This is a genomic window from Sphingomonas sp. AC411 (assembly GCF_979253035.1).
Genome location: NZ_CEEDAQ010000001.1, coordinates 2,282,929 through 2,304,922, shown reverse-complemented (window position 1 = coordinate 2,304,922; position 21,994 = coordinate 2,282,929). Strand labels below are relative to the sequence as shown.

The window sequence follows — 21,994 nt, the reverse complement described above, 5'->3', positions numbered from 1 at the left end:
GCGGAGCCCAGTCTGGGTCCCCGCCTTCGCGGGGAAACAATCTACGGACGGTTTAGCGAGCGGGTCGCTCGCCGCTAGAGAATCGATCCCGCCAGGATCAGCAGCATCTTGGTGTCGATCGCCACGCCCGCCGCCCGCTTCTCCGCCACGAACGCCGGCACGTCCGCCAGCGCCACCCGGTGCACGATGATGTTCTCGCCACCATCGCCGCCACCCTCGCCAATCTTCGTCAGCCCGGTAGCGCGCACCAGCGTGAAGCATTCGGACGTCATTCCCGGTGACGAGTAGAACACCCCTAAATCTTCGATCGCGTCCGCGCGGTAGCCGGTTTCCTCCTCCAGTTCGCGCCCGGCCGCGACCGCGACGCTCTCGCCCGCGGTTTCGTCACCGACCAAGCCGGCCGGCAGCTCCAGACACGCGCGACCCAACGGCACGCGGAACTGCTCCACCAGGATCACGTCGCCGTCGTCGATCGCGACGATCACCGCCGCCCCGATCTCGCCCTGGCGTGCGGCGAATTCCCACGTGCCTTCGGTTTGCACGGTCAGGAATTTGCCTGCCCATACGGTCTTGCTCATAGTTCGATCAGCCTGTCGGGAAGTTCGTTGAACGGCGCACCGGTCCGCGGGAAATGCTCGGCGAGCACCGCTCCGATCTGCGCGACCGCGTCCGCCATGCCGTCGGCGGGGCGATCGTCGCGGACGCCGGCGAGAACCGCCGCCATCGCCGCACCCCAGGTCTCGTTCGGCACGCGCGAGTGGATCGCGTCGTCGGCGATGATCTCGGCGCGATGCTCGGCCAGCGACAGGTACAGCAGCACCCCGGTCGAGCCCTTGGTGCGCTTCTCGGCCCCCGCACGGAACAGCAGCAAAGCCCGCCGCCGCACGCGTCGCGCCTTGGTTGCACCCGGCGTGAGCGCCACCCTCACCGACGTCGCCGCCAACACCAGCCGCACCGCCAAAAACACCAGAGTCACCAGCACCAGCGCGATCGCATACAGCGCGCCCTGCGGTGCCGACTGCGCCCACGGATCGACCAGCCGCGCGTAGATATGGTCCGCCGCGACCGGGTGGAACGCGAGCAGCGCCAGCGTCAGCAGCATCGCCAGTACCGCCCAGTGCAGGGACACGTCGTGATACGCATCCGACTGCCGCGCGACGATCGTGACGATCTCGCCGGTCGTAGCGGTCTCCGCCTGCGTGACCGCCGCGGTGACGCGGTCGTGATCGGTTTCGCTCAGCCGCATGTCACCAACTCCCCGATGCGCCGCCGCCGCCGCCGGATCCACCGCCGCCGCCACCGAAACCGCCGCCGCCCCAGCCACCGCCGCTATCGCCGCCACCGCCGCCCCAGCTTCCGCCGCCGCCGCCGCCCCAGCTTCCGCCGCCGCCGCCGCCGCCACCACGGGTCATCGCGTCGGCGATGCTCCACAGCACGATCGGCAAGGCACCGCTGCCACCGCCGCGGCTCCCGCCATCGACATACTGCTTTCCACCCGCACGCCGCGAGATCATCGTAATGACGATCGCCGCCAGCACGATGCCGAAGAAGATCAGCCCGATCGGCACGCCGCCACCACCCGAATTCGCGCGACGATGCGTCTTGTCATACTCCGCCGCCGCCGCGGTCACCTTCGCGCGCGCCTCCGCATCGGGCAGCGCGAGCTGGTCCGCCACCGCATTCGTCCCCGCAACGATCCCGCCGGGGATATCCCCGCCTTGAAGCGCGGCAGGATCTGCTGGTTGATGACGACGCTCGAGAACGCGTCGGTCAGCACCGGTTCGAGCCCGTAGCCGACCTCGATCCGCACCTTCCGGTCGTTCGGCGCGACCAGCAGGATCGCGCCGTTGTTCGCATCCTTCAGCCCGACGCCCCAGCTTCGGATCAGCGCATTGCCGTAATCCTCGATCGGATAGCCTTCGAGATCTGGCACGGTCGCGACGACCAGTTGGTTGCCGGTCGCCTTTTGCAGGTCGTCGAGCCGCTTGGTCAGCGCCGCTTCCTGGTCGGGCGGGATCACGTTCGCCGCATCGACCACGAAGCCGGTAAACTTGGGAAGCGTTTGCGCGGTCGCGGGGCTGCTTCAAGCAGCACCGCGAACGCCAGCGTCAGGAGGTGGCGGAGCATGATGCCCTGATCAGCTCGCGTTGCCGAAGTTCACCGTCGGTGCGGTTTCGGCACCCGGCGTGGTCGCCGCGAACGGCACCATCGGCTTGGCGCCATAGAAGATCTTCGCACCGACCGCGTCGGGGAAGGTGCGGATCTTCGTATTATACGCCTGCACCGCGCCGTTATAGTCGCGCCGTGCGATCGTGATGCGGTTCTCGGTGCCCTCCAGCTGGCTCATCAGCGTGGTGTAATTGCCCTGGCTCTTCAGCTCGGGATACGCCTCCTGGAGACGTTGCAGCGATACGCCGACGGCACCCTGGACGCGCTGATACTGCTCCATCTTCGCCGGATCGGACAGATCGGCAGGCGAAACCTGTACCGAGTTCGCGGCCGAGCGCGCCTGCGTCACCTCGACGAGGATATTCTTCTCCTGCGCGCCGGCCGCCTTCACGGTCGCGACGAGGTTGGGGATCAGGTCGGCGCGGCGCTGATAGTTGTTCTGGACGTCGGCCCAGCGCGCCTTGGCGTTTTCCTCGGCGGTCGGAACGCTGTTGATCCCGCACCCGGCCAGCGCCGATGCGAGCAGGATCGCGGCGGTACCGCGGACGATTGGGGTACGTGACATCGGAGATCTCCTGAATACCTGTGTCACCCTCATAGGACAGTCCGAAGGGTTGGCGAAACCGAAATCGGTGGTTAGCCTTGGCCCGAACAGGGAAAGGAGCGGTAATGCTCAAGGAATTTAAGGCCTTCATCATGCGCGGCAACGTGCTCGATCTCGCCATCGCGGTGATCATAGGCGCGGCGTTCGGCAAGATCGTGACGTCGTTGACCGACGACGTACTGATGCCGATAATCGGTAAGGTTTTCGGCGGGCTCGATTTCTCCAGCTATTTCTGGCGGATGGGCGCGGTGCCCGCGGGCTATGTCGGCTCGCTGACCGATTACGCGGCGCTGAAGAAGGCCGGCGTCCCGCTGCTCGGTTATGGTGCGTTCGCGACGCAGCTTGTCAATTTCGTGATCGTCGCGGGTATCATCTTCATGATCCTGCGTGTCGTGAACCGGACGGCGGCGCTGATCGAGCGCGAGACGGCAAGGTTGAAGCGCGAGGAAGATGCGGTTGTCGTGGCTCCCGCGCCCGAACCGGTCGAGATCGCGCTGCTACGTGAGATCCGCGACGAACTGAAGGCGAGAGGGTGACATCTTGTCCCTCTCCCCTGCGGGGAGAGGGAGGAGGAGCTGTAGGCGACGGAAGGGTGAGGGGCTTGAGGCTCGGGACGTTGCATCCCAACGCCCCTCATCCGACGCTACCGCGCCACCTTCTCCCCGAGGGAGAAGGAAAGTTTCACGCCGCGACCAGGTCCTCGGCGTTCGCGTCCGCCAAACTCGTCCCATCCAAGATCCGGGCAGTCTCGTCCCGAACCCGCATCATCGCATACCGGATCGCGCAGTCTGCTTCGCTCTTGCAGTCTAGGCACGGCCGGTACGCGGTGCGGCTCACGCACGGCACCAGCGCAAGCGGCCCCTCGATGATCCGGATGATCTCGCCGAGCGAAATCAAATGGCTCGGGCGCGACAGGCGATAGCCACCCATCTTGCCGCGATGGCTGTGCAACAGACCGGACTCGCGCAGGTCGGCGAGAATTAGCTCGAGAAACTTGCGCGGCACGTTCGCCTCGGCGGCGATCCGCGTCATCGGGATCGGCGGGCCACCGGCGAGGGCGCCGCCAAGGAAGATCATCGCGCGAAGCGCGTAGCGGAGCGCTGCGTCAACATAATGCAGGTTGCTATGCACGCGCTTTGTGGCGAGCGGAAGGCGGTTTGGCACGCCGCGTGCTAGGACATTGGCGTTTCTCGATAAAAAGCATCGGAACCCGGGCTTTTCATCGCGTTGCGGCGCGCCTATATCGGGCATGCCGTCGGGGGAATCTTCTCTTGGCGGCTATGGCGATAAACCGTGGCGTGTCATAGACACAGCGGACCCGGGGGCAGTACCCGGCGACTCCACCACCGCCCTCTTCGCGAGAGGGGACGATGACGGGGTCGAACTAGGATCGACGTGTGTTCAACGACGCTATGTTTCGCTCGGAATGGGACCACCGCAACGGCCCATACACAAGTGCCAACGATAACGAAGCACTCGCAATTGCCGCATAACTGACGGTCTAACGACCTAAGTTATACGGACGAAAGCGCAGTTCGAGGCCACACCGGGCAACAGAAGTGGAAACCGGCGGTACGGGGAGCACCGAGCAACAGAAGCTCCCCACTTTCCGGATCATGCAGCCCTGATTCACGCGGCCTCGATCATGCGGCCAGGCGCTCGACCAGCCGAAACACCGGCGGGCTGAAGCCGAGCGGACCCACCAGACCGTTGGTCACGACCAATACGCCGCAGCCCCAGTAATAGGCCGGATGTATCCGCCCGCGCAGGCGCAGATCGTAGATCATCCCCGCGATGACGAACACCGCCATCGACGCGAACACCGCCAGCGGTGCGAACGCGCCCAGCAACGGCATCGGCAGGATCCGCCCCAGCGCCGGCGACATCACCAGGATCGTCCCGCACAGCATCAAGCGCTTATGCCACGCCGCCTGCCGCCGCAGCGCGATCGCCCACGCCGTGAGCACGCCGAAGCCGATCACGCCCAGCACGTCGAGCACGAGAAAGACGCCGGGTGGAAAGAACGGCGGCACGCGGTGCTGCTCGATCGCCATGACCGTAGTCACGATTCCCAGCACGACCATCGCCGCGGCAATACCTGCGCCAATCATGCCCAACTGGCGATGGCGCGTGACCGAACCACGCACGATCAGCCAGTTCTGCACGACGTAAAGCATGATCCATGATGAGAATACCACGGCATGCAAATGAACATGCCAAGGCAGCGATAAGAACGTCCAGTGCATCCGCGCGGCGTTCACGATAAAGCCGAAGATCACGGTGGCCGCGACGACTATCGCCATGACCAGAAAGAAAAGGCGCTCGCTCGCCAAGCCATCTTGCAGCGTCGCGCGCGTAATGTTCGCCGTGGTCATCATGTCGCCCCCGCGAGTCGATGCTCAGACGGAGGACGATGATCTCAATTGTCGTGATCGGCAAGTCGCAAGATACATGCCGCCCTTTAGCATCAAATGCAGAATATTCAGCGGATCGACGTCAGGATTTCGTCAGGGCCGAAGAAGCCTGCTGATCTGCGCGCCGGTATAGGGCTTCTGCACGAACTGCGCCGCCGCGGGGAGGGCGGCGGTCGTGCCGTTGTCGGTCCCGGACGTGACGAGGATCGCGATGTCGGGACGTTGCGCGTGCACCGCGTTGGCGAGGTCGATGCCGTCCAAATCGCCCGGCATGCGCACATCGGTGAACAGGGCGGCGATATCGGGCCGCTCCTTGAGCTTGGCCAGTGCGTCGGCCGCATTGCTGGCTTCGACGACTTCATAGCCGGCGTCCTCCAGCGCGAAGTTGGAGTGGACCCGGACGAGGGCGTCGTCATCGACGACGAGAATAACGGACTTCGAAGTGGCGTTCATAGCGGTTCGAACATCCGGCACGGACGTCCGTTCCGTTTCGGTCGCGTTTGCCCTGCTAAATCGGGCAGACCGAGCGCCATACGAAAAAGGGGCCCGGTTTCCCGAGCCCCTCGATCATTTGCCGTTACGCGGCAAAGGCTTAGTCGCGATCGCCCGTCAGGAACGCCGGCGCGAACTCGGGGCCTTGTCGCCGTCCGAACGCTCGGCACGGGGAGCGCGCTCGCCGCCCTGACCGCCGCCGTCGCGACGGGACCGCGGCCACCGCCGTTGCCGCCCGAATCACGGCCACCGTCGCCGTCACGACGCGGGCCGCGCGAGCCACGGTCGCCCCCATCACGACCGCCGCCGCCTTCGCCGCGTGGGCCACGACCGCCGCCGCCGTTGCCGGCATCACGACCACCATCGCCATCACGACGCGGACCGCGCGGACCACGATCGCCACCTTCACGCGGCTCGCGAGCAGGACGGGTATCTTCCAACTCTTCGCCGGTCGTCTGATCGACGACGCGCATCGACAGGCGAACCTTGCCGCGCGGATCGATCTCGAGAACCTTGACCTTGACCTCCTGGCCTTCGCTCAGGGCATCGGAGACCTTCTCGACGCGCTCGTTCTTGATCTCGGACACGTGGACGAGACCGTCCTTGCCACCCATGAAGTTCACGAACGCCCCGAAATCGACCAGGTTGACGACCTTGCCGTCATAGACCTTGCCGACTTCGGCTTCCTCGACGAGGCCCTTGATCCACTTGATCGCGGCTTCGATCTGCGCGGGGTCGGACGACGACACCTTGATCACGCCCTCGTCGTCGATGTCGACCTTGGCGCCGGTCTGCGCGACGATCTCGCGGATCACCTTGCCGCCGGTGCCGATGACTTCACGGATCTTCGACTTGTCGATCTGGAAGCTCTCGATGCGCGGTGCGTGGGCGCTGAGTTCCTCACGGGTGTGGTCGAGCGCCTTGGCCATCTCGCCCAGGATGTGCGCGCGGCCTTCCTTGGCCTGCGCCAGCGCCTTGCCCATGATCTCCTCGGTGATGCCGGCGATCTTGATGTCCATCTGCATCGTGGTGATGCCCTCGGACGTGCCCGCAACCTTGAAGTCCATGTCGCCGAGGTGATCCTCGTCGCCAAGGATGTCGCTGAGAACCGCGAAGTTCTTGCCCTCGAGGATCAGGCCCATCGCGATGCCCGACACCGGACGCTTCAGCGGAACGCCCGCATCCATCATGCTCAGCGAACCGCCGCAGACCGTCGCCATCGACGACGAGCCGTTGCTCTCCGTGATGTCCGACAGGACGCGGATCGTGTACGGGAACTCTTCCTTGGTCGGCAGCACCGGGTGCAGCGCGCGCCATGCGAGCTTGCCGTGACCGACTTCGCGACGACCCGGCGCACCGAAGCGACCGACTTCACCGACCGAGTATGGCGGGAAGTTGTAGTGCAGCATGAAGTTTTCGTACGACAGGCCGTTCAGGCCGTCGATCATCTGCTCCGCGTCGCGCGTGCCGAGCGTGGTGGTGCAGATCGACTGCGTCTCGCCGCGCGTGAACAGGGCCGAGCCGTGCGTACGCGGGAGAAAGTGAACCATAGCCTCGATCGGACGGATCTGGGTGGTGGTGCGGCCGTCGATGCGGGTGCCGTCCTTGAGGATGGCGCCGCGGACGATCTCCGCCTCCAGCTTCTTCATCAGCTTGCCGGCAGCCATCTGGTCCTGCGGCGAGGCATCGGCGAACGCCGTCTTGCCCTTCGCACGCGCTGCATTCAGCAGGTCCGAACGCTTGGACTTGTCGGTCACCTTGTAGGCCGCCGCGATGTCCTTGCCGATCAGCTTCTTCAGCTTGTCCTTGGCGGTCGAGAGATCGGCCTGCTCGGCCATTTCCCACGGATCCTTGGCAGCCTGCTCGGCCAGATCGATGATCAGGTTGGCGGCTTCGCGGCAGGCCTTGTGGGCGAACTGCACGGCGCCGAGCATGATCTCTTCCGAAAGCTCCTTGGCTTCCGATTCGACCATCATCACGGCCTGGCCGGTGGCGGCCACGACGAGGTCCAGATCGCCAGCCTTGGCTTCCTCGAGCGTCGGGTTGAGGATGTACGCGCCATCGACATAGCCGACGCGTGCTGCGCCGATCGGGCCCATGAAGGGCACGCCGGAGATCGTCAGTGCCGCGGAGGCCGCGACCATCGCGAGGACGTCCGGCTCGTTCTCGCCGTCATACGACAGAACCTGGCAGATCACGTTGATCTCGTTGTAGAAACCCTCTGGGAAGAGGGGACGGATCGGGCGATCGATGAGACGGCTGGTCAGCGTCTCCTTTTCGGTCGCGCCACGCTCACGCTTGAAGAAGCCGCCGGGGATGCGGCCGCTTGCGGAGAACTTCTCCTGGTAATGGACGGTGAGCGGGAAGAAATCCTGCCCTTCCTTGACGGTCCGTGCGGCCGTCACGGCGCACAGAACGACGGTCTCGCCGAGGGTGGCGAGGACTGCGCCGTTGGCCTGGCGCGCAACGCGGCCGGTCTCGAGCGTCAGCGTCTTGCCGCCCACTGGGCGCTTACGGTCTTGGTATCGAACATTCTTTTTCCTTCACTCCAAACGCCAGATGCGTTTGGGGCCTATGTGCGGGCTTAGCCGGCCCGCGGCGGTGTGGAGCGAGTTGTCGCTCCTTGCCAGTTCACCGAATTGTGTCCTGGCGTTTGCCTCCGCGCGAAATGCGCGGAATCAAAACCCTATATACGAAAACGGCCCCCGAAGGGAGCCGTTCGTGTTACTTGCGAAGACCGAGCTTCGCGATCAGATCCAGGTAGCGCTGGCCGTCCTTGTGACGGAGATAATCCAGCAGCGTCCGGCGCTTGTTGACCATCATGAGAAGACCACGACGCGAGTGGTTGTCCTTCTTGTGGGCCTTGAAGTGCTCGGTCAGGTTCTTGATGCGCTCGGTCAGGATCGAGACCTGGACTTCCGGCGAACCGGTGTCACCCTCGGCGCGCGAATGCTCCTTGACGAGCTCGGTCTTGCGTTCAGCGGTAATCGTCATGAATTCATGTCCTCGACATCACATATTGAAACCGCGAACGACACGGACGTCTTCGTCCTCGACCTCGACCAGCGCGACCGGGACAGCGTCCAGTTCGGCGAAGTATTGGCCATCGTCTGCGGCGATCCCGGCCAAGATACGCCCCTGTCGGAGCGCCCCTGCCTGGTCGGGGGTGAGGAGAGAGCCGGGATGTCGTCCAGCGCCACCCTCAAGGGCAGAAGTACATCTTCAAGCGCGGAGGCCTTAGCGAGTTCGTCCAGTTTGTCCAGCGATATCGCGGAGGAGAGGTCGAACGGACCAGCCTTGGTACGCCGCAGCATCGTGACGTGGCCGACGGTGCCGAGGGCGATCGCGATGTCCCGCGCGAGGGAACGGATATAGGTGCCCTTGGACACATGCGCGGTAAGCGTGACCTCGTCGAGCGGGGCGTGGGGCAGGGGACCATCCCCCCACTCCGTCACCCCGGACCTGTTCCGGGGTCCACTGTCCCTCAAGCTCCGGAGCCCGCGGTGGAGTGGGCCCCGGAACAAGTCCGGGGTGACGGACGAGAGAATGAATCGTCACATCCCGACTAGCCAGCACCACCTCATGCCCGGCCCGCGCCAGATCATAAGCCCGCTCCCCATCAACCTTCAGCGCGGAATAGGCCGGCGGCACCTGAGAGATCGGCCCGGTGAACTGCGCAAGCACAGCCTCCACCGCTGCCAGAGTCGGCCGGACATCGGACGTCGCGATGCTCACCCCCTCGGCATCCAGCGTATCCGTCTGAACCCCGAACATCACCGTAAAATCATAGATCTTGTCGCTATCGAGCATCCGCCCAGCCAGCTTGGTCGCCTCCCCAACGGCGATCGGCAGCACGCCCGTCGCGAGCGGATCGAGCGTCCCCCATGCCCCACCTTGAACTTCCCATACCCGCCATTGCGCAAGGCACGTTTCACCGCCGAAACGCCCTGTGTCGACCCAAGCCCCAGCGGCTTGTCGAGAATGATCCAGCCATGCATGCGCGAGTTCCATTGTTTCTGATTCAGGCGGGCGCGGACCCCACCCGCTCCGTCATCCTGACGAAAGTCAGGACCCAGAGCCACAAGCGACGGTGTTCGGTACCCTGGGTCCTGACTTTCGTCAGGATGACGGGGGTGGAGGTGGGGACGTTACCCCAAAGCCTCACAAAAATGCCGCCGACACAGCGCGACATACCGATCGTTCCCGCCAATCTCGGTCTGCTGTCCCTCGGCAATCGCCTGCCCGCTCCCATCGACCCGCAGGTTCATCGTCGCTTTCCGCCCACACCCGCAAACCGACTTGATCTCCACCAACGAGTCCGCCAGCGCAAGCAACCGAGCCGACCCCGGAAACAGCGCCCCTGGAAATCGGTCCGCAACCCGTACGCCAGCACCGGTATCCCCACCACGTCGCAGATATGCGCAAGCTGATCCACCTGCGCAGACGTCAGAAACTGCGCCTCATCCACCAGCACACAGGAAATCGCATCCTCGCCATGCTGTCGAAGCACGCAAGCCCCGATATCCGTCGCTGCATCGAAGGCGATCGCCGGCGCCTCCAGCCCGATCCGCGACGTGATCGTCCCCGCCGCAAACCGATCGTCGATCGCCGCAGTAAACAGCATCGTCCGCATCCCCCGCTCACGGTAATTGAAGTCCGCCTGCAACAGGTTCGTCGACTTCCCCGCGTTCATCGACGCGTAGTAGAAATACAGCTTGGCCATTGGGGGCAAAGAGCGGGAAGGCGGTCGGATGTCCAGAGGCGTCGCAGGCTTGGCGTGGGAATTCCGCAACCAGCAAGCTGCTCCCGTACGACCGCCGCCAATCACCCGTCCCGTGGGACCGCCCTCACCATCCGTTCGTCCTGAGTAGCTGCTGAGCTTGTCGAAGCGGCGTATCGAAGGATGGGTTGGCGCGGGGAACCGGTGCTTCGATACGAGTCCTCGATACGGCTCTTCGAGCCTACTCGGTCTCTACTCAGCACGAACGGAAAGGGAGGGGCACGAAAAGCGGAGGGACAGGCAACGGGGGCCAGCGGTGAAGCAATCGCTCACCCCGCTGTAACTCCTGACTGACTGCAAGCGGGGCGCTAGCAGCCCGCCAAGATCAATCCTCGGTCAGATCTCGCGCGACATGCGGATCACGCAACAACTGGTCGATATGCGTGCCCTCGTCGAAGCTCTCGTCCGCAAGGAACTTCAGTTTTGCGGCATACCGCATCTGCACCCGGTTCGCGACTTCGCGCTGGAGGTAGGCGGTATTGGTCCGCAGCGCTTTCAGGACCTTTTCCTCGTCCTTGCCGAGCAACGGTTTCACGAAGACGGTGGCGTGGCGGAGATCCGGGGACATGCGGACTTCGGTGATCGTCACGAGGTGCTTTTCGAGCACCGGATCGTGGACGTCGCCGCGCGCGAGGATGTCCGACAGCGCATGACGCGCCTGTTCGCCGACTCGCAACGAGCGGACGGCTTTTGCTTCTGGGGTATCGGTCTTCATTTTAAGCTCCTCTCCCCCTCGGGGAGAGGGCGGGGTGAGGGGCGCCGCATACGTCAGCGCCTGGGACAGCCCTCACCCAACCCTCTCCCCGCAGGGGAGAGGGCTTCAGTTCATCAAAGCGTGCGTTCGCGCATCTCGACTTCGAACGTCTCGAGGACGTCGCCGGCCTTGATGTCGACGAAGTTCGACGTGAACGTCACGCCGCACTCCAGCCCCGCACGGACCTCGGCGACATCATCCTTGAAGCGACGCAGCGATGCGATTTCGCCCTGGTAGATGATGACGTCGTTGCGCGTGATGCGCGCCTTGAGCGCCTTGCGAATGTTGCCCTCGGTGACGAGCAGACCTGCCGCCTTGCCGTGCTTGCCCGCCGAGAAGACCTCGCGGATATCGGCACGACCGACGACCGTCTCGAACGCTTCCGGCCCAAGCTCGCCTGCCATCCCCGCCCGGATCTCGTCGATCAGGTCGTAGATCACGTCGTAATATTTGAACGCGACCTTCTGGCGCTCGGCGATTTCACGCGCCTTGGCGTTCGGGCGGACGTTGAAGCCGATGATCGGAGCCCCGAAGCCGCCGCCAACGTGACGTCCGACTCGGTGATGCCACCGACGCCCGAGCTCAGCACGCGCGCCTTGATCAGATCGGTGGAAATCTTGTTGATCGCCCCGACGATCGCCTCGACCGTGCCCTGCGTATCCGCCTTCACGACCAGCGGATATTCGATCGCCTGCTTTTCCTTCAGCGCCGAGAACATGCTCTCGAGGCTGGCAGGAACCGAGGCGGTCCGCTTGTCGGTCTTCACGCTGCGACGATATTCCGCGACTTCGCGGGCGCGTGCCTCGTTCTCGACCACCTGGAACGGATCGCCCGCCGACGGCACGCCCGACAGACCGAGGACCTCGACCGGCATCGCCGGACCGGCTTCCTTGATCTGCTTGCCCTTGTCGTCGACCAGCGCACGGACCTTGCCGCTCTCGCCGCCGACCACGAAGATGTCGCCGACCTTCAAGGTCCCACGGTTCACGAGGATCGTCGCGACCGGACCACGGCCCTTGTCGAGCTTGGCTTCGATCACCGTACCCTCGGCCGCGCGATCCGGATTGGCGCGCAGTTCGAGCAGTTCGGCCTGGAGCTGGATCTTCTCGATCAACGCATCGAGACCGATCTTCTTGGTCGCGGAGACTTCGACGTCCTGGACGTCGCCGCCCATGTCCTCGACCACGATCTCCTCGCTCAGCAGGCGCTCACGCACCTTCTGGGCATTGGCGCCCTCCTTGTCGATCTTGTTGATCGCGACGATCATCGGCACGCCCGCCGCCTTGGTGTGGGCGATCGCCTCCACCGTCTGCGGCATCAGGCCGTCGTCCGCCGCCACCACTAGGATGACGATGTCGGTGACGTCCGCGCCACGCGCACGCATCTGCGTGAACGCCTCATGGCCCGGCGTGTCGAGGAAGGTGATCTTCGACTTGTCCTTCAGCGTGACCTGGTACGCGCCGATATGCTGGGTGATGCCACCCGCTTCGCCGCGCACCACGTCGGTGCCGCGCAGGGCATCGAGCAGCGACGTCTTGCCGTGATCGACGTGACCCATGATCGTGACGACGGGGGCACGCGGCTTCAGCGTCTCCTCGGCATCGTCGATCGTGTCGTTGGCCAGATCCTGGTCGACATCGCTGACGCGCGTCAGGTTGTGGCCGAACTCGGTGACGAGCAACTCCGCGGTATCCTGGTCGATCGTCTGCGTCATCGTGACGGGCATGCCCATCTTGAACAGCGCCTTGACGAGGTCTGCACCCTTCTCGGCCATGCGGTTGGCGAGCTCCTGGACGGTGATCGCCTCTGGGACGACCACGTCGCGGACCTGCTTGGCCTGCGGCTCGCGCGGACCACCGGTACCACGACGCTCCTTCTCACGCGCACGCTTCAAAGCGGCGAGCGAGCGCGCGCGTGCACCATCACCATCGCCGAGCGCGCGGTTGACGGTGAGCTTGCCCGAGGTGCGACGATCGTCGCCCTTGCGGTCACGCTGCTGCGGACGCGCCGGGACGGCGTCGCGACGGACGCCACCAGCGGGGGCGTTCGCACCGGTCGCACCAGGGCGAGCGGCGGTCGTGCCGGCGTTGCCCGTCGTTGCCGGCGCTGCGGCAGCGGGAGCCGCGACAGGCTTCGGCGGCGGTGGAGGACGCTCTGGACGCGCCACCGGCGAGAACCGGCGCGGTGCCGGGAAGGCCGGATCGCGGGTCAGTTCGATGATGGGCGGCGGTGCCGGCGGTGCGACAGGGGCCGGCGCAGGCTTGGGAGCCGGCGCAGGCGCCGCCGCGACCGGCGCGGGCGCAGGCTTCGGTGCAGCGACCGGAGCCGGGGCGGGTGCCGCAGCCACGGGCGCTTCGACCGGAGCCGGCGCAGGCGCAGGCGTCGGTGCCGCGACCGGAGCGGGAGCCGCTTCGACCACGGGGGCAGGTGCGGGCGCAGGCGCCTCGACCGGCTTCGGCGCCTTGGCTTCCGCCTCGGCCCGTGCACGCTCGGCGGCGCGGTTACGCTCGTCCTCGATCGCCTTGGCCCGTTCGGCTTCCTGGCGACGACGCCCTTCCTCCAGCGTGTTCATGCGCTGCTCTTCGGCCTCGCGGAGCAGCTTGGCCTGGCGCTCCTGCGGCGACAGATTGCTCTGCTGCTGGCGTACGGGAGCAGGCGCAGGCTGCGGCGCGCGCGCCTGCGGTGCCGGAGCGGCGGGCGCCGCAGCCGGGGCGGGCGCGGCAACCGGGGCGTCCGCGACCTGCACGTCGGGCTCGCCCGGACGGCGCAGCACGCGCGCACGCTTGGTTTCCACGATCACCGTATTCGATCGGCCGTGGCTGAAGCTCTGCTTCACCTGGCCGGTCTCGACCGTGCGCTTCACACCCAAAGGTGCGCGCATGCCAAGTTTCGGCTTCTCGTTGTCCGTGTCGCTCACTCAAATTCCTCAGTCATGTCCACGGCCGGGCGTTGTCCGGTCGATCCGGACGCCCCTATATTTTGTGACGCCGATGCGCCCTGCGAGGCCGTTTCGCAAGACACGGAAGCACGGGAACCCATCAAAGTATTACTTTGCATGGGGCCCGATGGTTCGGAGCCGATAAAATGCAGCCAACGGTCGAGCGCTTCGCTCACCCGCTTTGCTGCAGCGCGGTCTGTCAGGCCGATGTGTACCACATTTTCCCGTCCCAGCGCCAACGCCAATATGGTGCGCGACACAGGGAGTGCCAACCCCGCAAACCCGAGCCCTCGACATCGTTGCCGATGCGCCACGCCTGGTCGAGCTTGCGGTTGCCATCCTCAGCCGCGTCGGACGCATGATAGAGCGTCTTCAGCTTCCCTTGGCGCGCGTTCTGCTCGATCCGGTCGGAGCCGATCAGCACCGTGCCGGAGCGCGATTCGAGCCCGAGCCGGTCGAGCGCGTTACGCTCCAGCGCGGCCTCGATCTTGGCGGGGAGCTCGGGATCGATGGTGAACTCGCCGGTCTTGAACGCGCGAGCGAGCGCACCCTTGAGCTTGCCCTTCTTGATCGCGGCTTCGAGCTCGATTCGCGTGACACCGATCAAGCGCCGCGGCCGGGGGCCTTGGCGCGAACATCGGGCAGGATCTGGCCATCGGGCGACAACGCGAGTCGCACCAGATGCGGCCGCACGTCGCGCTCACCCGAGAGGATGCACTTGCGTACTGGCTCATTCCCTCCCGCTCGCGGGAGGGGTTAGAGAGGGGTTATCCGCGAGGGCGGCAGCCGTGACTGCCCTCCCCGACCCCTCCCGCGAGCGGGAGGGAAGTTTAGCGGCGCGGTGTCATCGGGAGGGTTCCGCATGTGCGTCCTCCTGCGCCGGAGTATTTGGGGCCGTCTTTGGAGCGTCGCGGTCGACCAGCAACTGGCCGCCCGCGCCGTAATTCTCGGTCGAGACCTCTTCGATCACGATCTGCACCGCAGCCGGGTTCTTTCCCAGCCGCTGCACGAGCGACTGGGTGACGTCGGCGACGATGCCGGACTTCTGGTCCTTGGTGGCGGACCCCGAGATGCGGATGTTGACGAAGGGCATCAGGCCTTGTCGCCCTCGCTCTTCGAGTCGGTCTTGTCCGCCTCTTCTTCAACCGAAGCGTCGTCGGTCGAAGCGTCCTCAGCCACGGCTTCGTCGGCCGTCGTGTCTTCAGCCGCAGCGTCCTCAACCACAGCGTCGTCGGCCGAAGCCTCTTCCACCGGAGTCTCGTCCGCCTCGACTTCGTCAGCCGAAGCTTCAGGCGCCTCGTCCTCGAACCAGTGCGCACGCGCGGCCATGATGATCTCGTTGCCCTGCTCGTCGCTCAAGCCGTACTCGGCGAGAATTCCGCCCTTAGGCTCAGGCCGCTTCGGCGCGTCCTCGTTGCGACGGCGCGGTTCGACACGCTTCTTCTCGACCAGCTCGTCGGTCGCGAGATCGGCGAGATCGTCGAGCGTCTTGATGCCCGCCTTGCCGAGCGTGACCAGCATCGCCTCGGTCAGATACGGCATGCCAGCCAGCGCATCGTCCACGCCGAGCGCGGTGCGCTCCTCGCGGCTGGCGGCGTCGCGACGCTCAAGCGCCTCGGTCGCGCGGTTCTGCAACTCGCCCGCGAGGTCCTCGTCGAAGCCCTCGATGCCGGCGATCTCCTCGACCTCGACATAGGCGACCTCCTCGAGGTTCGTGAACCCTTCGGCGACCAGCAGTTGGGCGAGTGTCTCGTCGACATCGAGTTCCTTCTCGAACATCGCCGAACGCTCGACGAAGTCCTTCTGGCGCTTCTCCGACGCATCGGCCTCGGTGAGGATGTCGATCGCCTTGCCGGTGAGCTGCGACGCGAGCCGCACGTTCTGGCCACGACGGCCGATCGCCAGCGACAGCTGGTCGTCGGGAACGACCACCTCGATACGCTCTTCTTCCTCGTCGATCACGACGCGGCTGACCGAAGCCGGCTGCAACGCGTTGACGACGAAGGTCGCGATGTCGGGCGACCAGGGGATGATGTCGATCTTCTCGCCCTGCATTTCCTGCACGACGGCCTGGACTCGCGAGCCCTTCATGCCGACGCAGGCGCCGACCGGATCGATGCTGGAATCATGCGAGATCACGCCGATCTTCGCGCGCGAACCCGGATCGCGGGCGGCCGCCTTGATCTCGATGATGCCGTCGTAAATCTCGGGCACTTCCTGCGCGAACAGCTTCTTCATGAAATCGGGGTGCGCGCGGCTGAGGAAAATCTGCGGTCCACGGTTCTCGCGGCGGACGTTGAGGATCAGCGAGCGGATGCGGTCGTTGACGCGCACCACTTCGCGCGGAATCTGCGCGTCGCGGCGGATCACGCCTTCTGCGCGGCCAAGGTCGACGACGACATGGCCGAACTCGACGCGCTTGACGACGCCGGTGATGATCTCGCCGGCGCGGTCCTTATACTCTTCGAACTGGCGCTCGCGCTCGGCGTCACGAACCTTCTGGAAGATGACCTGCTTGGCGGCCTGTGCGGCGATGCGGCCGAACTCGATCGGGGGCAGCGGATCGACGATGAAGTCGCCGAGTGCCGCGTCCTTCTGGAGCTTCTGCGCGCCCTTGACGTCGACCTGCTTGAAATAATCATCGACCGCCTCGACCACTTCGACGACGCGCCACAAGCGCAGATCGCCGGTGTTCGGGTCGAGCTTCGCGCGGATGTCGTTCTCGGCGCCGTAGCGCGAGCGGGCGGCGCGCTGGATCGCGTCCTCCATCGCCTCGATCACGATCGCCTTGTCGATCATCTTCTCCGACGCGACCGAATTCGCGATCGCGATCAGTTCCGCGCGGTTTGCGGTGACTGCCGTGGCCATCAATGCTGTCCTTCTTCGGTCTCGGTGCCCTGAGCATCAGGCTCGGCCACGTCTTGATAGAAAACTTCGTCCGCGCCTTCGGTGGAAAGCGGCGCGGTCGCGGCGATGAGTCGGTCGGTCATGACGAGCTTGGCGTCGGCCACCTGGCTGAAGTCGATCGTCATGATCTTGTGCTTGTTGACGTCGACGGTGATCTTCGTCCCCTCGACGCCCATCAGATTGCCCGAGATCTGCTTGCGATCCTCGAACGGCTCGACGAGGCGGATCCGCGCCTCCTGGCCTTCCCAGTCGGCAAAGTCCTGCAACCGGGTCAGAGGGCGATCGATACCGGGGCTCGATACTTCGAGGCGGTACGCGTCCTCGCCGACCGGGTCCTTGCCCTCGGCTTCGAGCGCATCGAACTTGTCCGAGATACGGCGCGACAGCTCGGCGCAATCCTCGATCACCAACTGGCGGGTGTCGGGGCGCTCGGCCATCACCTGCAACGTCGGATCGGACTTGCCGCCCTGCATGCGCACGCGCACGAGGCTCAGGCCGAGCGCCTTCGCCTCGGGTTCGATCAGGTCGGTCAGCAGGGCGATATTCGCCATCGAAATTCCAAACAGGGCCAAAGCACAGGTGATTGCCGCCGCGGAGCAAGCCCCGCAGCCTCTTCATCTGGCGATGTAGAGAAGTGGTGCCTCTATACGCGGGGTGGTGTCGCTCCGCAAGCCGGGGCAACCTTCATCGGTAACGCCGCGTTTGCGGAGAGATTTCCGGGAGAAGATCATGATTCGCAAGACGCTGTTCGCCACGGGTTTGCTGACCGCCACGCTACTCGCCTCGACTGCCTGTTCCGCGCAACCGGCGCCGGGGGCAAGCCGTTCAAGGAGACGGTCGTCGCCGATTTCGATCTGCCCTGGGCGATGACGGTGCTGCCCGACAAGCGGATGCTGGTGACCGAAAAGCAGGGCCAGATGTTGCTCGTCTCGGCCGACGGCAAGTCGCGCCAGACGGTCGCGACGATCACAGTCGATTCGGCAGGGCAGGGCGGGCTGATGGACGTCGTCCTCGCCCCCGACTTCGCGACCAGCCAGCGCGTGTATTTCAGCTATTCGACCGCAGGCGAGGGCGGCAAGGGCGTCGTCCTTGCGCGCGGCCGTCTGCGTGCGAACGGCGGCGGCGGTGAGCGTCTAGGCGAGATCGAGACGATCTTCAGCGCGCGGCCCTTCGTCGAGGGCAACGGCCATTACTCCGGCCGCATCGCCTTCTCGCCCGACGGCAAATATTTGTTCTTCACCAATGGCGAGCGCCAGAAATTCACCCCCGCGCAGGACCCGAAGATGACACTCGGCAAGGTGCTGCGCCTCACGCTCGACGGCAAACCCGCCCCCGGCAACCCGCTGGTCTCGAAGGGCTTCGCGCCCGAAATCTGGAGCTACGGCCACCGCAACCTGCTCGGCATCGCGTTCGACGCGCAGGGTAATCTCTGGGAGCAGGAGATGGGGCCGAAGGGCGGCGACGAGGTCAATTTGATTAAGCCTGGCCTCAACTATGGCTGGCCCAACGCCTCGAACGGTAGCAACTACGACGGCCGCGATATCCCCGATCACAAGCCCGGCGATGGCTATGAGCCGCCCAAGGTATCGTGGAACCCGGTGATCTCGCCCGGCGGCCTGATGATCTATTCGGGAGCCATGTTCCCGCAGTGGAAGGGCGACGCGTTCATCGGCGGTCTGTCATCGAAGGCGCTGGTCCGCGTCGACCTGAACGGCACCAACGCGGCAAAAGGCGACCAATGGGACATGGGCGCCCGCATCCGCGAAGTCGAACAAGGCCCCGACGGCGCGATCTGGGTGCTCGAGGACGGCGGCGAATCGCAAGGCCGCCTGATCAAACTGACCGCGAAGTAAGCCACAACGCCATCCCCTCCCGCAAGCGGGAGGGGCTAGGGGGCACGCGCTCACGTCGAATGCTGACGTGGCAGTATGTCACACTCGACACACCACCGTCAGACCACGCGGAACCCGCGCGCCCACCCCTCGGTCCCCTCCCGCTTACGGGAGGGGAGGAAGATCAGTCGCGCACGATCAGGTAATTCATCCGTGCCGCGGCAATCGGCTTCTCCCGCTCGTCCTGCCAAGCCGTCGCCTCGACATTAGCCACCCGGTTCCCTAACCGCGTCACAACCCCAGCCGCCCGCGTAGGCTTATCCCGCCCACCCCGCATGAAATCGACCGTGACATTCACCGGCTTGATCCGCGCGTCGGCGCCACCTTCAGCCTCCAACGCATGCTGCAAAGCCGCAATCGCCGCCATCTCCAGCAACCCCGAGATCGCACCGCCATGCAAAAACCCCGGCCGTCCCAGCACGTCATCCGCAAACGGCATCAGCAATACCGGTGGCGCGCCGTCTTCGGCTTCGACCGACACGCGGAGGATCTCCGCATAGGGCGGCAAGCCGATCGTCATGCCTCGATCCTTCTGTTCAGACCCATGCCGGCGACATCGCCCACAACCATGAACGTCCCCGCGACATGCGCGAGCGGATCGCCCGGATCGCCGTCATGCGCCTGCCCGCGCACGAATGCGATCGAGCGCGTGATCCGGTAGCACTCCCCACGCCCGATCACTGTCTTCCCGGGCGTCGCCGGCCGCAGATAATCCACGCGCAGGTCGAGCGTCGCATGCGGCACGAACGCGTTGCGCTTGATCCAGATCGCCAGACTCGTCGCCATGTCCATCATCGTGATGATCGGCCCCGACGCGATCACGCCGCTCGCGCGGTCGCCGATCAAACGCTCGTCATAGGGCAGCGCAAGCTCCGCCCAGTCGTCGCCATGCGCATGATAGCGCATCCCCAGCGCGGCGCCGTGCCCGCCGAACCCGCGCGTCGCAAACCATTGTGGATCAAAACCAGCCATGCGCGGAGCCTCTACACGCCGCGTGCGCCTGCGCAACATTGCGGGCGCCGTTGCAGGTGGGGCCGGGGCCGGTTAGCGTTCCCGCAAAGATCGAGAGGATCGCCAGAATGAACGAGCGGGTCACAATAACCGTCGCCGAGGGCATCGCCGACGTCCGCCTCAACCGCGCCGACAAGATGAACGCGATCGACCCGGCGATGTTCGAAGGCATCGCCGCCGCGATCGACCGGCTCAAAGGGATGACGGACGTCCGCTGCGTCGTCCTGTCGGGCGAGGGCAAGGCGTTCTGCGCCGGGCTAGACATGGCATCGATGGCGAATGGCGGGTCGGGTCTGGCACTCGGCGAGCGGACGGCGGAGGGCGCAAACCTCCCCCAGCAGGTCGCCTGGGGTTGGCGCACCTTGCCCATGCCCGTCATCGCCGCAGTCCACGGCGTCGCGTTCGGCGGCGGATTCCAGATCATGTCCGGCGCGGACGTCCGCATCGCGCATCCGAGCGCGCGCTTCGCGATCCGCGAGACCTATTGGGGGCTTGTCCCCGACATGGCCGGCATCGCACTCTGGCGCACGCTCGCCCGCGACGACGTACTGCGCGAACTGACCTACACCGCGCGCGAGTTCGACGGCGCCGAGGCGTTGCGCCACGGCTTCGTCACGCGCCTGTCCGAAGACCCGCTCGGCGAGGCGATGATGCTCGCCCGCGAGATCGCGGCGCGGAACCCCCACGCGATCCAGGGCTCGAAGCGCCTCTACAACCTCGCCGAAGATGCGGACGCGGCGACGGTCCTCCTCGCCGAGACCCAAGAGCAACTGATGGTCATCCGCACCCCCAACCAGGTCGAGCAGGTCCGCGCGAACATGGAGAAGCGCGCCGCAGTGTTTGTGGACTGAGCCGCGCGTCGTCCGCACGAGAGTAACCCGTATCCGTCATCCTGACGAAAGTCAGGACCCAGAGTACCACGCGCCGTCCCTAGTAACCCTGGGTCCTGACTTTCGTCAGGATGACGGGAAGGAGCGGTGCGGGAGAGGCGTTTCCTACTTCCCACCTACAACCACCCCGGCGAAGGCCGGGGCCCAATTGGAAAGGTCGGAGTAACGGAGCGTAGTCCTCAGTCAGCACCGTCCCCCAATTGGGCCCCGGCCTCCGCCGGGGTGGTGCGATACGCATGGCCGGGTGACGCGAGGCAGGGGCAGGGGCAGGGGCAGGGGCAGGGGCAGGGGCAGGGGCAGGGGCAGGGAGCGGCAGCGCGGTCGAGAAGCCCCCGCTACTTCACCCGGTCAAACGGCGTGAAATCCCGAAACCGGCAATATCCCGACGGAATCGACATACCCACCGACACCGTCCGGAACCGATCGTTCCGGCACAACTGCCCGCCATAAACCTCGACGATCACCGTATCGAGCGGCCGCAGCGAAGCACACTCTCCGACCGGCCCGGTCTTCCAAATCCGCTTGCCCGACTGCCGGTACAGGATCGTCTGCAGAATCGACGATCTCAGGCCCACCGTTCCGCTGGATATCGATGCACCGCGCCGGCGCACCCGCTACCCGCCCCGCCAGCGGATCGGACTTTCCCGCCCCGAGCATCCCCACCGTCAGCAGCCCCGCCGCCGCCAGAACCGCCCCGCGCATCACGGCTTCCGATACGGCACGAACTCACCAAAGCTGCAACTCCCGGTCGGAAACCGCGACGACTGGTCGAATGTCTGCGCGATGTCGCCGCGGCAAAGCTGCCCGCTCGGCGTCCGCGTCACGAGGATGTCACCCCGCCCGATCCCCTCGCACCCGCCGACGGTGTCGCTGCGATACACCAGCCCGTTATTGACGCGGTACAGGATCGTCGCGCCGTAGCCCGAACTCTGCTTCTGCGGGAACTGGCTGATGCACGTCTCGGGCTTGCCGGGCACCAGCCCGGCCAGTTCCTTTGCGAGCTTCTCCTGCACGCCAGCGTCGCGCACCTGCGCGCGTTCGACCTCTGCCTGGGTCTGCGTACACGCGCCCAGCACTACAGCCGGCAGCATCAAGAGTGGCAGGGTCCGCATCCGCATCGCAACGCTCCTCAAAACCCCCGCC

Annotated in this window: 18 protein-coding genes, 1 other RNA gene and 7 pseudogenes; 4 read left to right on the top strand and 22 right to left on the bottom strand. The window is 65.5% G+C overall.

The features are described from left to right. Nucleotides 1-74 precede the first annotated feature (74 nt). From AC0IX7_RS11900 to AC0IX7_RS11880, 5 genes are all read right to left on the bottom strand, one after another. Nucleotides 75-578 carry an NUDIX hydrolase gene (locus tag AC0IX7_RS11900; RefSeq protein ID WP_471812067.1) on the bottom strand — a complete coding sequence of 168 codons (504 nt, stop codon included), beginning with the start codon at nt 576-578 and terminating at the stop codon, nt 75-77. Next, nucleotides 575-1,246 carry a TPM domain-containing protein gene (locus AC0IX7_RS11895; RefSeq protein ID WP_471812065.1) on the bottom strand — a complete coding sequence of 224 codons (672 nt, stop codon included), beginning with the start codon at nt 1,244-1,246 and terminating at the stop codon, nt 575-577. Before AC0IX7_RS11895 ends, AC0IX7_RS11900 begins: the two co-directional genes overlap by 4 nt. A gap of 1 nt (nt 1,247) precedes the next feature. Beyond that, nucleotides 1,248-1,676 carry a hypothetical protein gene (locus AC0IX7_RS11890; protein ID WP_471812064.1) on the bottom strand — a complete coding sequence of 143 codons (429 nt, stop codon included), beginning with the start codon at nt 1,674-1,676 and terminating at the stop codon, nt 1,248-1,250. Further along, nucleotides 1,628-2,038, bottom strand: coding sequence for a TPM domain-containing protein (locus AC0IX7_RS11885; RefSeq protein WP_471812062.1), 411 nt, complete (start codon nt 2,036-2,038; stop codon nt 1,628-1,630). The genes AC0IX7_RS11890 and AC0IX7_RS11885 overlap by 49 nt, the downstream gene beginning before the upstream one ends. Before the next feature lie 99 nt (nt 2,039-2,137). Further along, nucleotides 2,138-2,734, bottom strand: coding sequence for a LemA family protein (locus AC0IX7_RS11880; protein ID WP_471812060.1), 597 nt, complete (start codon nt 2,732-2,734; stop codon nt 2,138-2,140). 104 nt (nt 2,735-2,838) lie between these two features. On the opposite strand from AC0IX7_RS11880, the gene mscL reads away from it, so the two are divergent. Beyond that, the gene (gene mscL, locus AC0IX7_RS11875; RefSeq protein ID WP_471812059.1) at nt 2,839-3,309 is read left to right on the top strand and encodes a large conductance mechanosensitive channel protein MscL; all 471 of its coding nucleotides are present in this window, start codon (nt 2,839-2,841) and stop codon (nt 3,307-3,309) included. 145 nt (nt 3,310-3,454) lie between these two features. On the opposite strand, the pseudogene AC0IX7_RS11870 reads toward mscL, so the two are convergent. Further along, nucleotides 3,455-3,885 (bottom strand): annotated as a pseudogene (locus tag AC0IX7_RS11870) (RrF2 family transcriptional regulator). 100 nt (nt 3,886-3,985) lie between these two features. Between AC0IX7_RS11870 and ssrA the strand changes: the two are divergent. After that, nucleotides 3,986-4,341: a transfer-messenger RNA gene (ssrA, locus tag AC0IX7_RS11865) on the top strand. 75 nt (nt 4,342-4,416) lie between these two features. Here ssrA and AC0IX7_RS11860 read toward each other — a convergent pair. The 12 genes and pseudogenes from AC0IX7_RS11860 to rimP form a co-directional block, all read right to left on the bottom strand. Continuing rightward, a complete protein-coding gene (locus AC0IX7_RS11860) occupies nt 4,417-5,148 on the bottom strand; it encodes a hypothetical protein (RefSeq protein ID WP_471812058.1) in 732 nt (243 codons plus the stop codon). 132 nt (nt 5,149-5,280) lie between these two features. After that, nucleotides 5,281-5,640 carry a response regulator gene (locus AC0IX7_RS11855; protein ID WP_471812056.1) on the bottom strand — a complete coding sequence of 120 codons (360 nt, stop codon included), beginning with the start codon at nt 5,638-5,640 and terminating at the stop codon, nt 5,281-5,283. 139 nt (nt 5,641-5,779) lie between these two features. Next, a pseudogene (gene pnp, locus AC0IX7_RS11850) lies at nt 5,780-8,212 on the bottom strand (polyribonucleotide nucleotidyltransferase). 191 nt (nt 8,213-8,403) lie between these two features. Then, nucleotides 8,404-8,673, bottom strand: a complete 270-nt coding sequence (gene rpsO, locus AC0IX7_RS11845) for a 30S ribosomal protein S15 (protein ID WP_307089093.1) — start codon at nt 8,671-8,673, stop codon at nt 8,404-8,406. Nucleotides 8,674-8,691: 18 nt separating this feature from the next. After that, nucleotides 8,692-9,677: pseudogene (gene truB, locus AC0IX7_RS11840) on the bottom strand (tRNA pseudouridine(55) synthase TruB). 150 nt (nt 9,678-9,827) lie between these two features. Continuing rightward, nucleotides 9,828-10,402: pseudogene (locus AC0IX7_RS11835) on the bottom strand (thymidine kinase). A 382-nt stretch (nt 10,403-10,784) separates the two neighbouring features. Further along, the gene (gene rbfA / locus AC0IX7_RS11830) at nt 10,785-11,174 is read right to left on the bottom strand and encodes a 30S ribosome-binding factor RbfA (protein WP_056051571.1); all 390 of its coding nucleotides are present in this window, start codon (nt 11,172-11,174) and stop codon (nt 10,785-10,787) included. Between the two features lie 113 nt (nt 11,175-11,287). Then, nucleotides 11,288-14,130, bottom strand: a pseudogene (gene infB / locus AC0IX7_RS11825) (translation initiation factor IF-2). Then, a pseudogene (locus AC0IX7_RS11820) lies at nt 14,127-14,865 on the bottom strand (DUF448 domain-containing protein). The pseudogenes infB and AC0IX7_RS11820 overlap by 4 nt, the downstream one beginning before the upstream one ends. 130 nt (nt 14,866-14,995) lie before the next feature. Beyond that, a complete protein-coding gene (locus tag AC0IX7_RS11815) occupies nt 14,996-15,244 on the bottom strand; it encodes a tautomerase family protein (RefSeq protein ID WP_471812054.1) in 249 nt (82 codons plus the stop codon). Then, nucleotides 15,244-17,019: a transcription termination factor NusA gene (gene nusA / locus AC0IX7_RS11810; RefSeq protein WP_471812052.1), complete on the bottom strand. Its 1,776-nt coding sequence runs from the start codon at nt 17,017-17,019 to the stop codon at nt 15,244-15,246. Before nusA ends, AC0IX7_RS11815 begins: the two co-directional genes overlap by 1 nt. Then, nucleotides 17,019-17,609, bottom strand: coding sequence for a ribosome maturation protein RimP (rimP, locus tag AC0IX7_RS11805; protein ID WP_254688069.1), 591 nt, complete (start codon nt 17,607-17,609; stop codon nt 17,019-17,021). The genes nusA and rimP overlap by 1 nt, the downstream gene beginning before the upstream one ends. A 258-nt stretch (nt 17,610-17,867) precedes the next feature. On the opposite strand from rimP, the pseudogene AC0IX7_RS11800 reads away from it, so the two are divergent. After that, nucleotides 17,868-18,911: pseudogene (locus AC0IX7_RS11800) on the top strand (PQQ-dependent sugar dehydrogenase); the annotation flags it as partial. 163 nt (nt 18,912-19,074) lie between these two features. Here the strand turns inward: AC0IX7_RS11800 and AC0IX7_RS11795 are convergent. After that, on the bottom strand, nt 19,075-19,470 hold the full coding sequence (locus tag AC0IX7_RS11795) for a PaaI family thioesterase (RefSeq protein ID WP_056065922.1): 396 nt from the start codon (nt 19,468-19,470) through the stop codon (nt 19,075-19,077). After that, complete coding sequence (locus AC0IX7_RS11790; RefSeq protein ID WP_133030289.1) at nt 19,467-19,922, bottom strand: PaaI family thioesterase; 456 nt, start codon at nt 19,920-19,922, stop codon at nt 19,467-19,469. The genes AC0IX7_RS11795 and AC0IX7_RS11790 overlap by 4 nt, the downstream gene beginning before the upstream one ends. Before the next feature lie 107 nt (nt 19,923-20,029). On the opposite strand from AC0IX7_RS11790, the gene AC0IX7_RS11785 reads away from it, so the two are divergent. Further along, nucleotides 20,030-20,812 (top strand): crotonase/enoyl-CoA hydratase family protein, encoded by a 783-nt coding sequence (locus tag AC0IX7_RS11785; protein ID WP_471812050.1) that lies wholly within the window; start codon nt 20,030-20,032, stop codon nt 20,810-20,812. A gap of 374 nt (nt 20,813-21,186) precedes the next feature. On the opposite strand, the gene AC0IX7_RS11780 is transcribed toward AC0IX7_RS11785, so the two are convergent. Together AC0IX7_RS11780 and AC0IX7_RS11775 are read right to left on the bottom strand one after the other, a co-directional pair. Continuing rightward, a complete protein-coding gene (locus tag AC0IX7_RS11780; protein ID WP_471812048.1) occupies nt 21,187-21,426 on the bottom strand; it encodes a hypothetical protein in 240 nt (79 codons plus the stop codon). Nucleotides 21,427-21,552: 126 nt separating this feature from the next. Continuing rightward, nucleotides 21,553-21,969: a hypothetical protein gene (locus AC0IX7_RS11775; protein ID WP_471812046.1), complete on the bottom strand. Its 417-nt coding sequence runs from the start codon at nt 21,967-21,969 to the stop codon at nt 21,553-21,555. Nucleotides 21,970-21,994 lie beyond the last annotated feature (25 nt).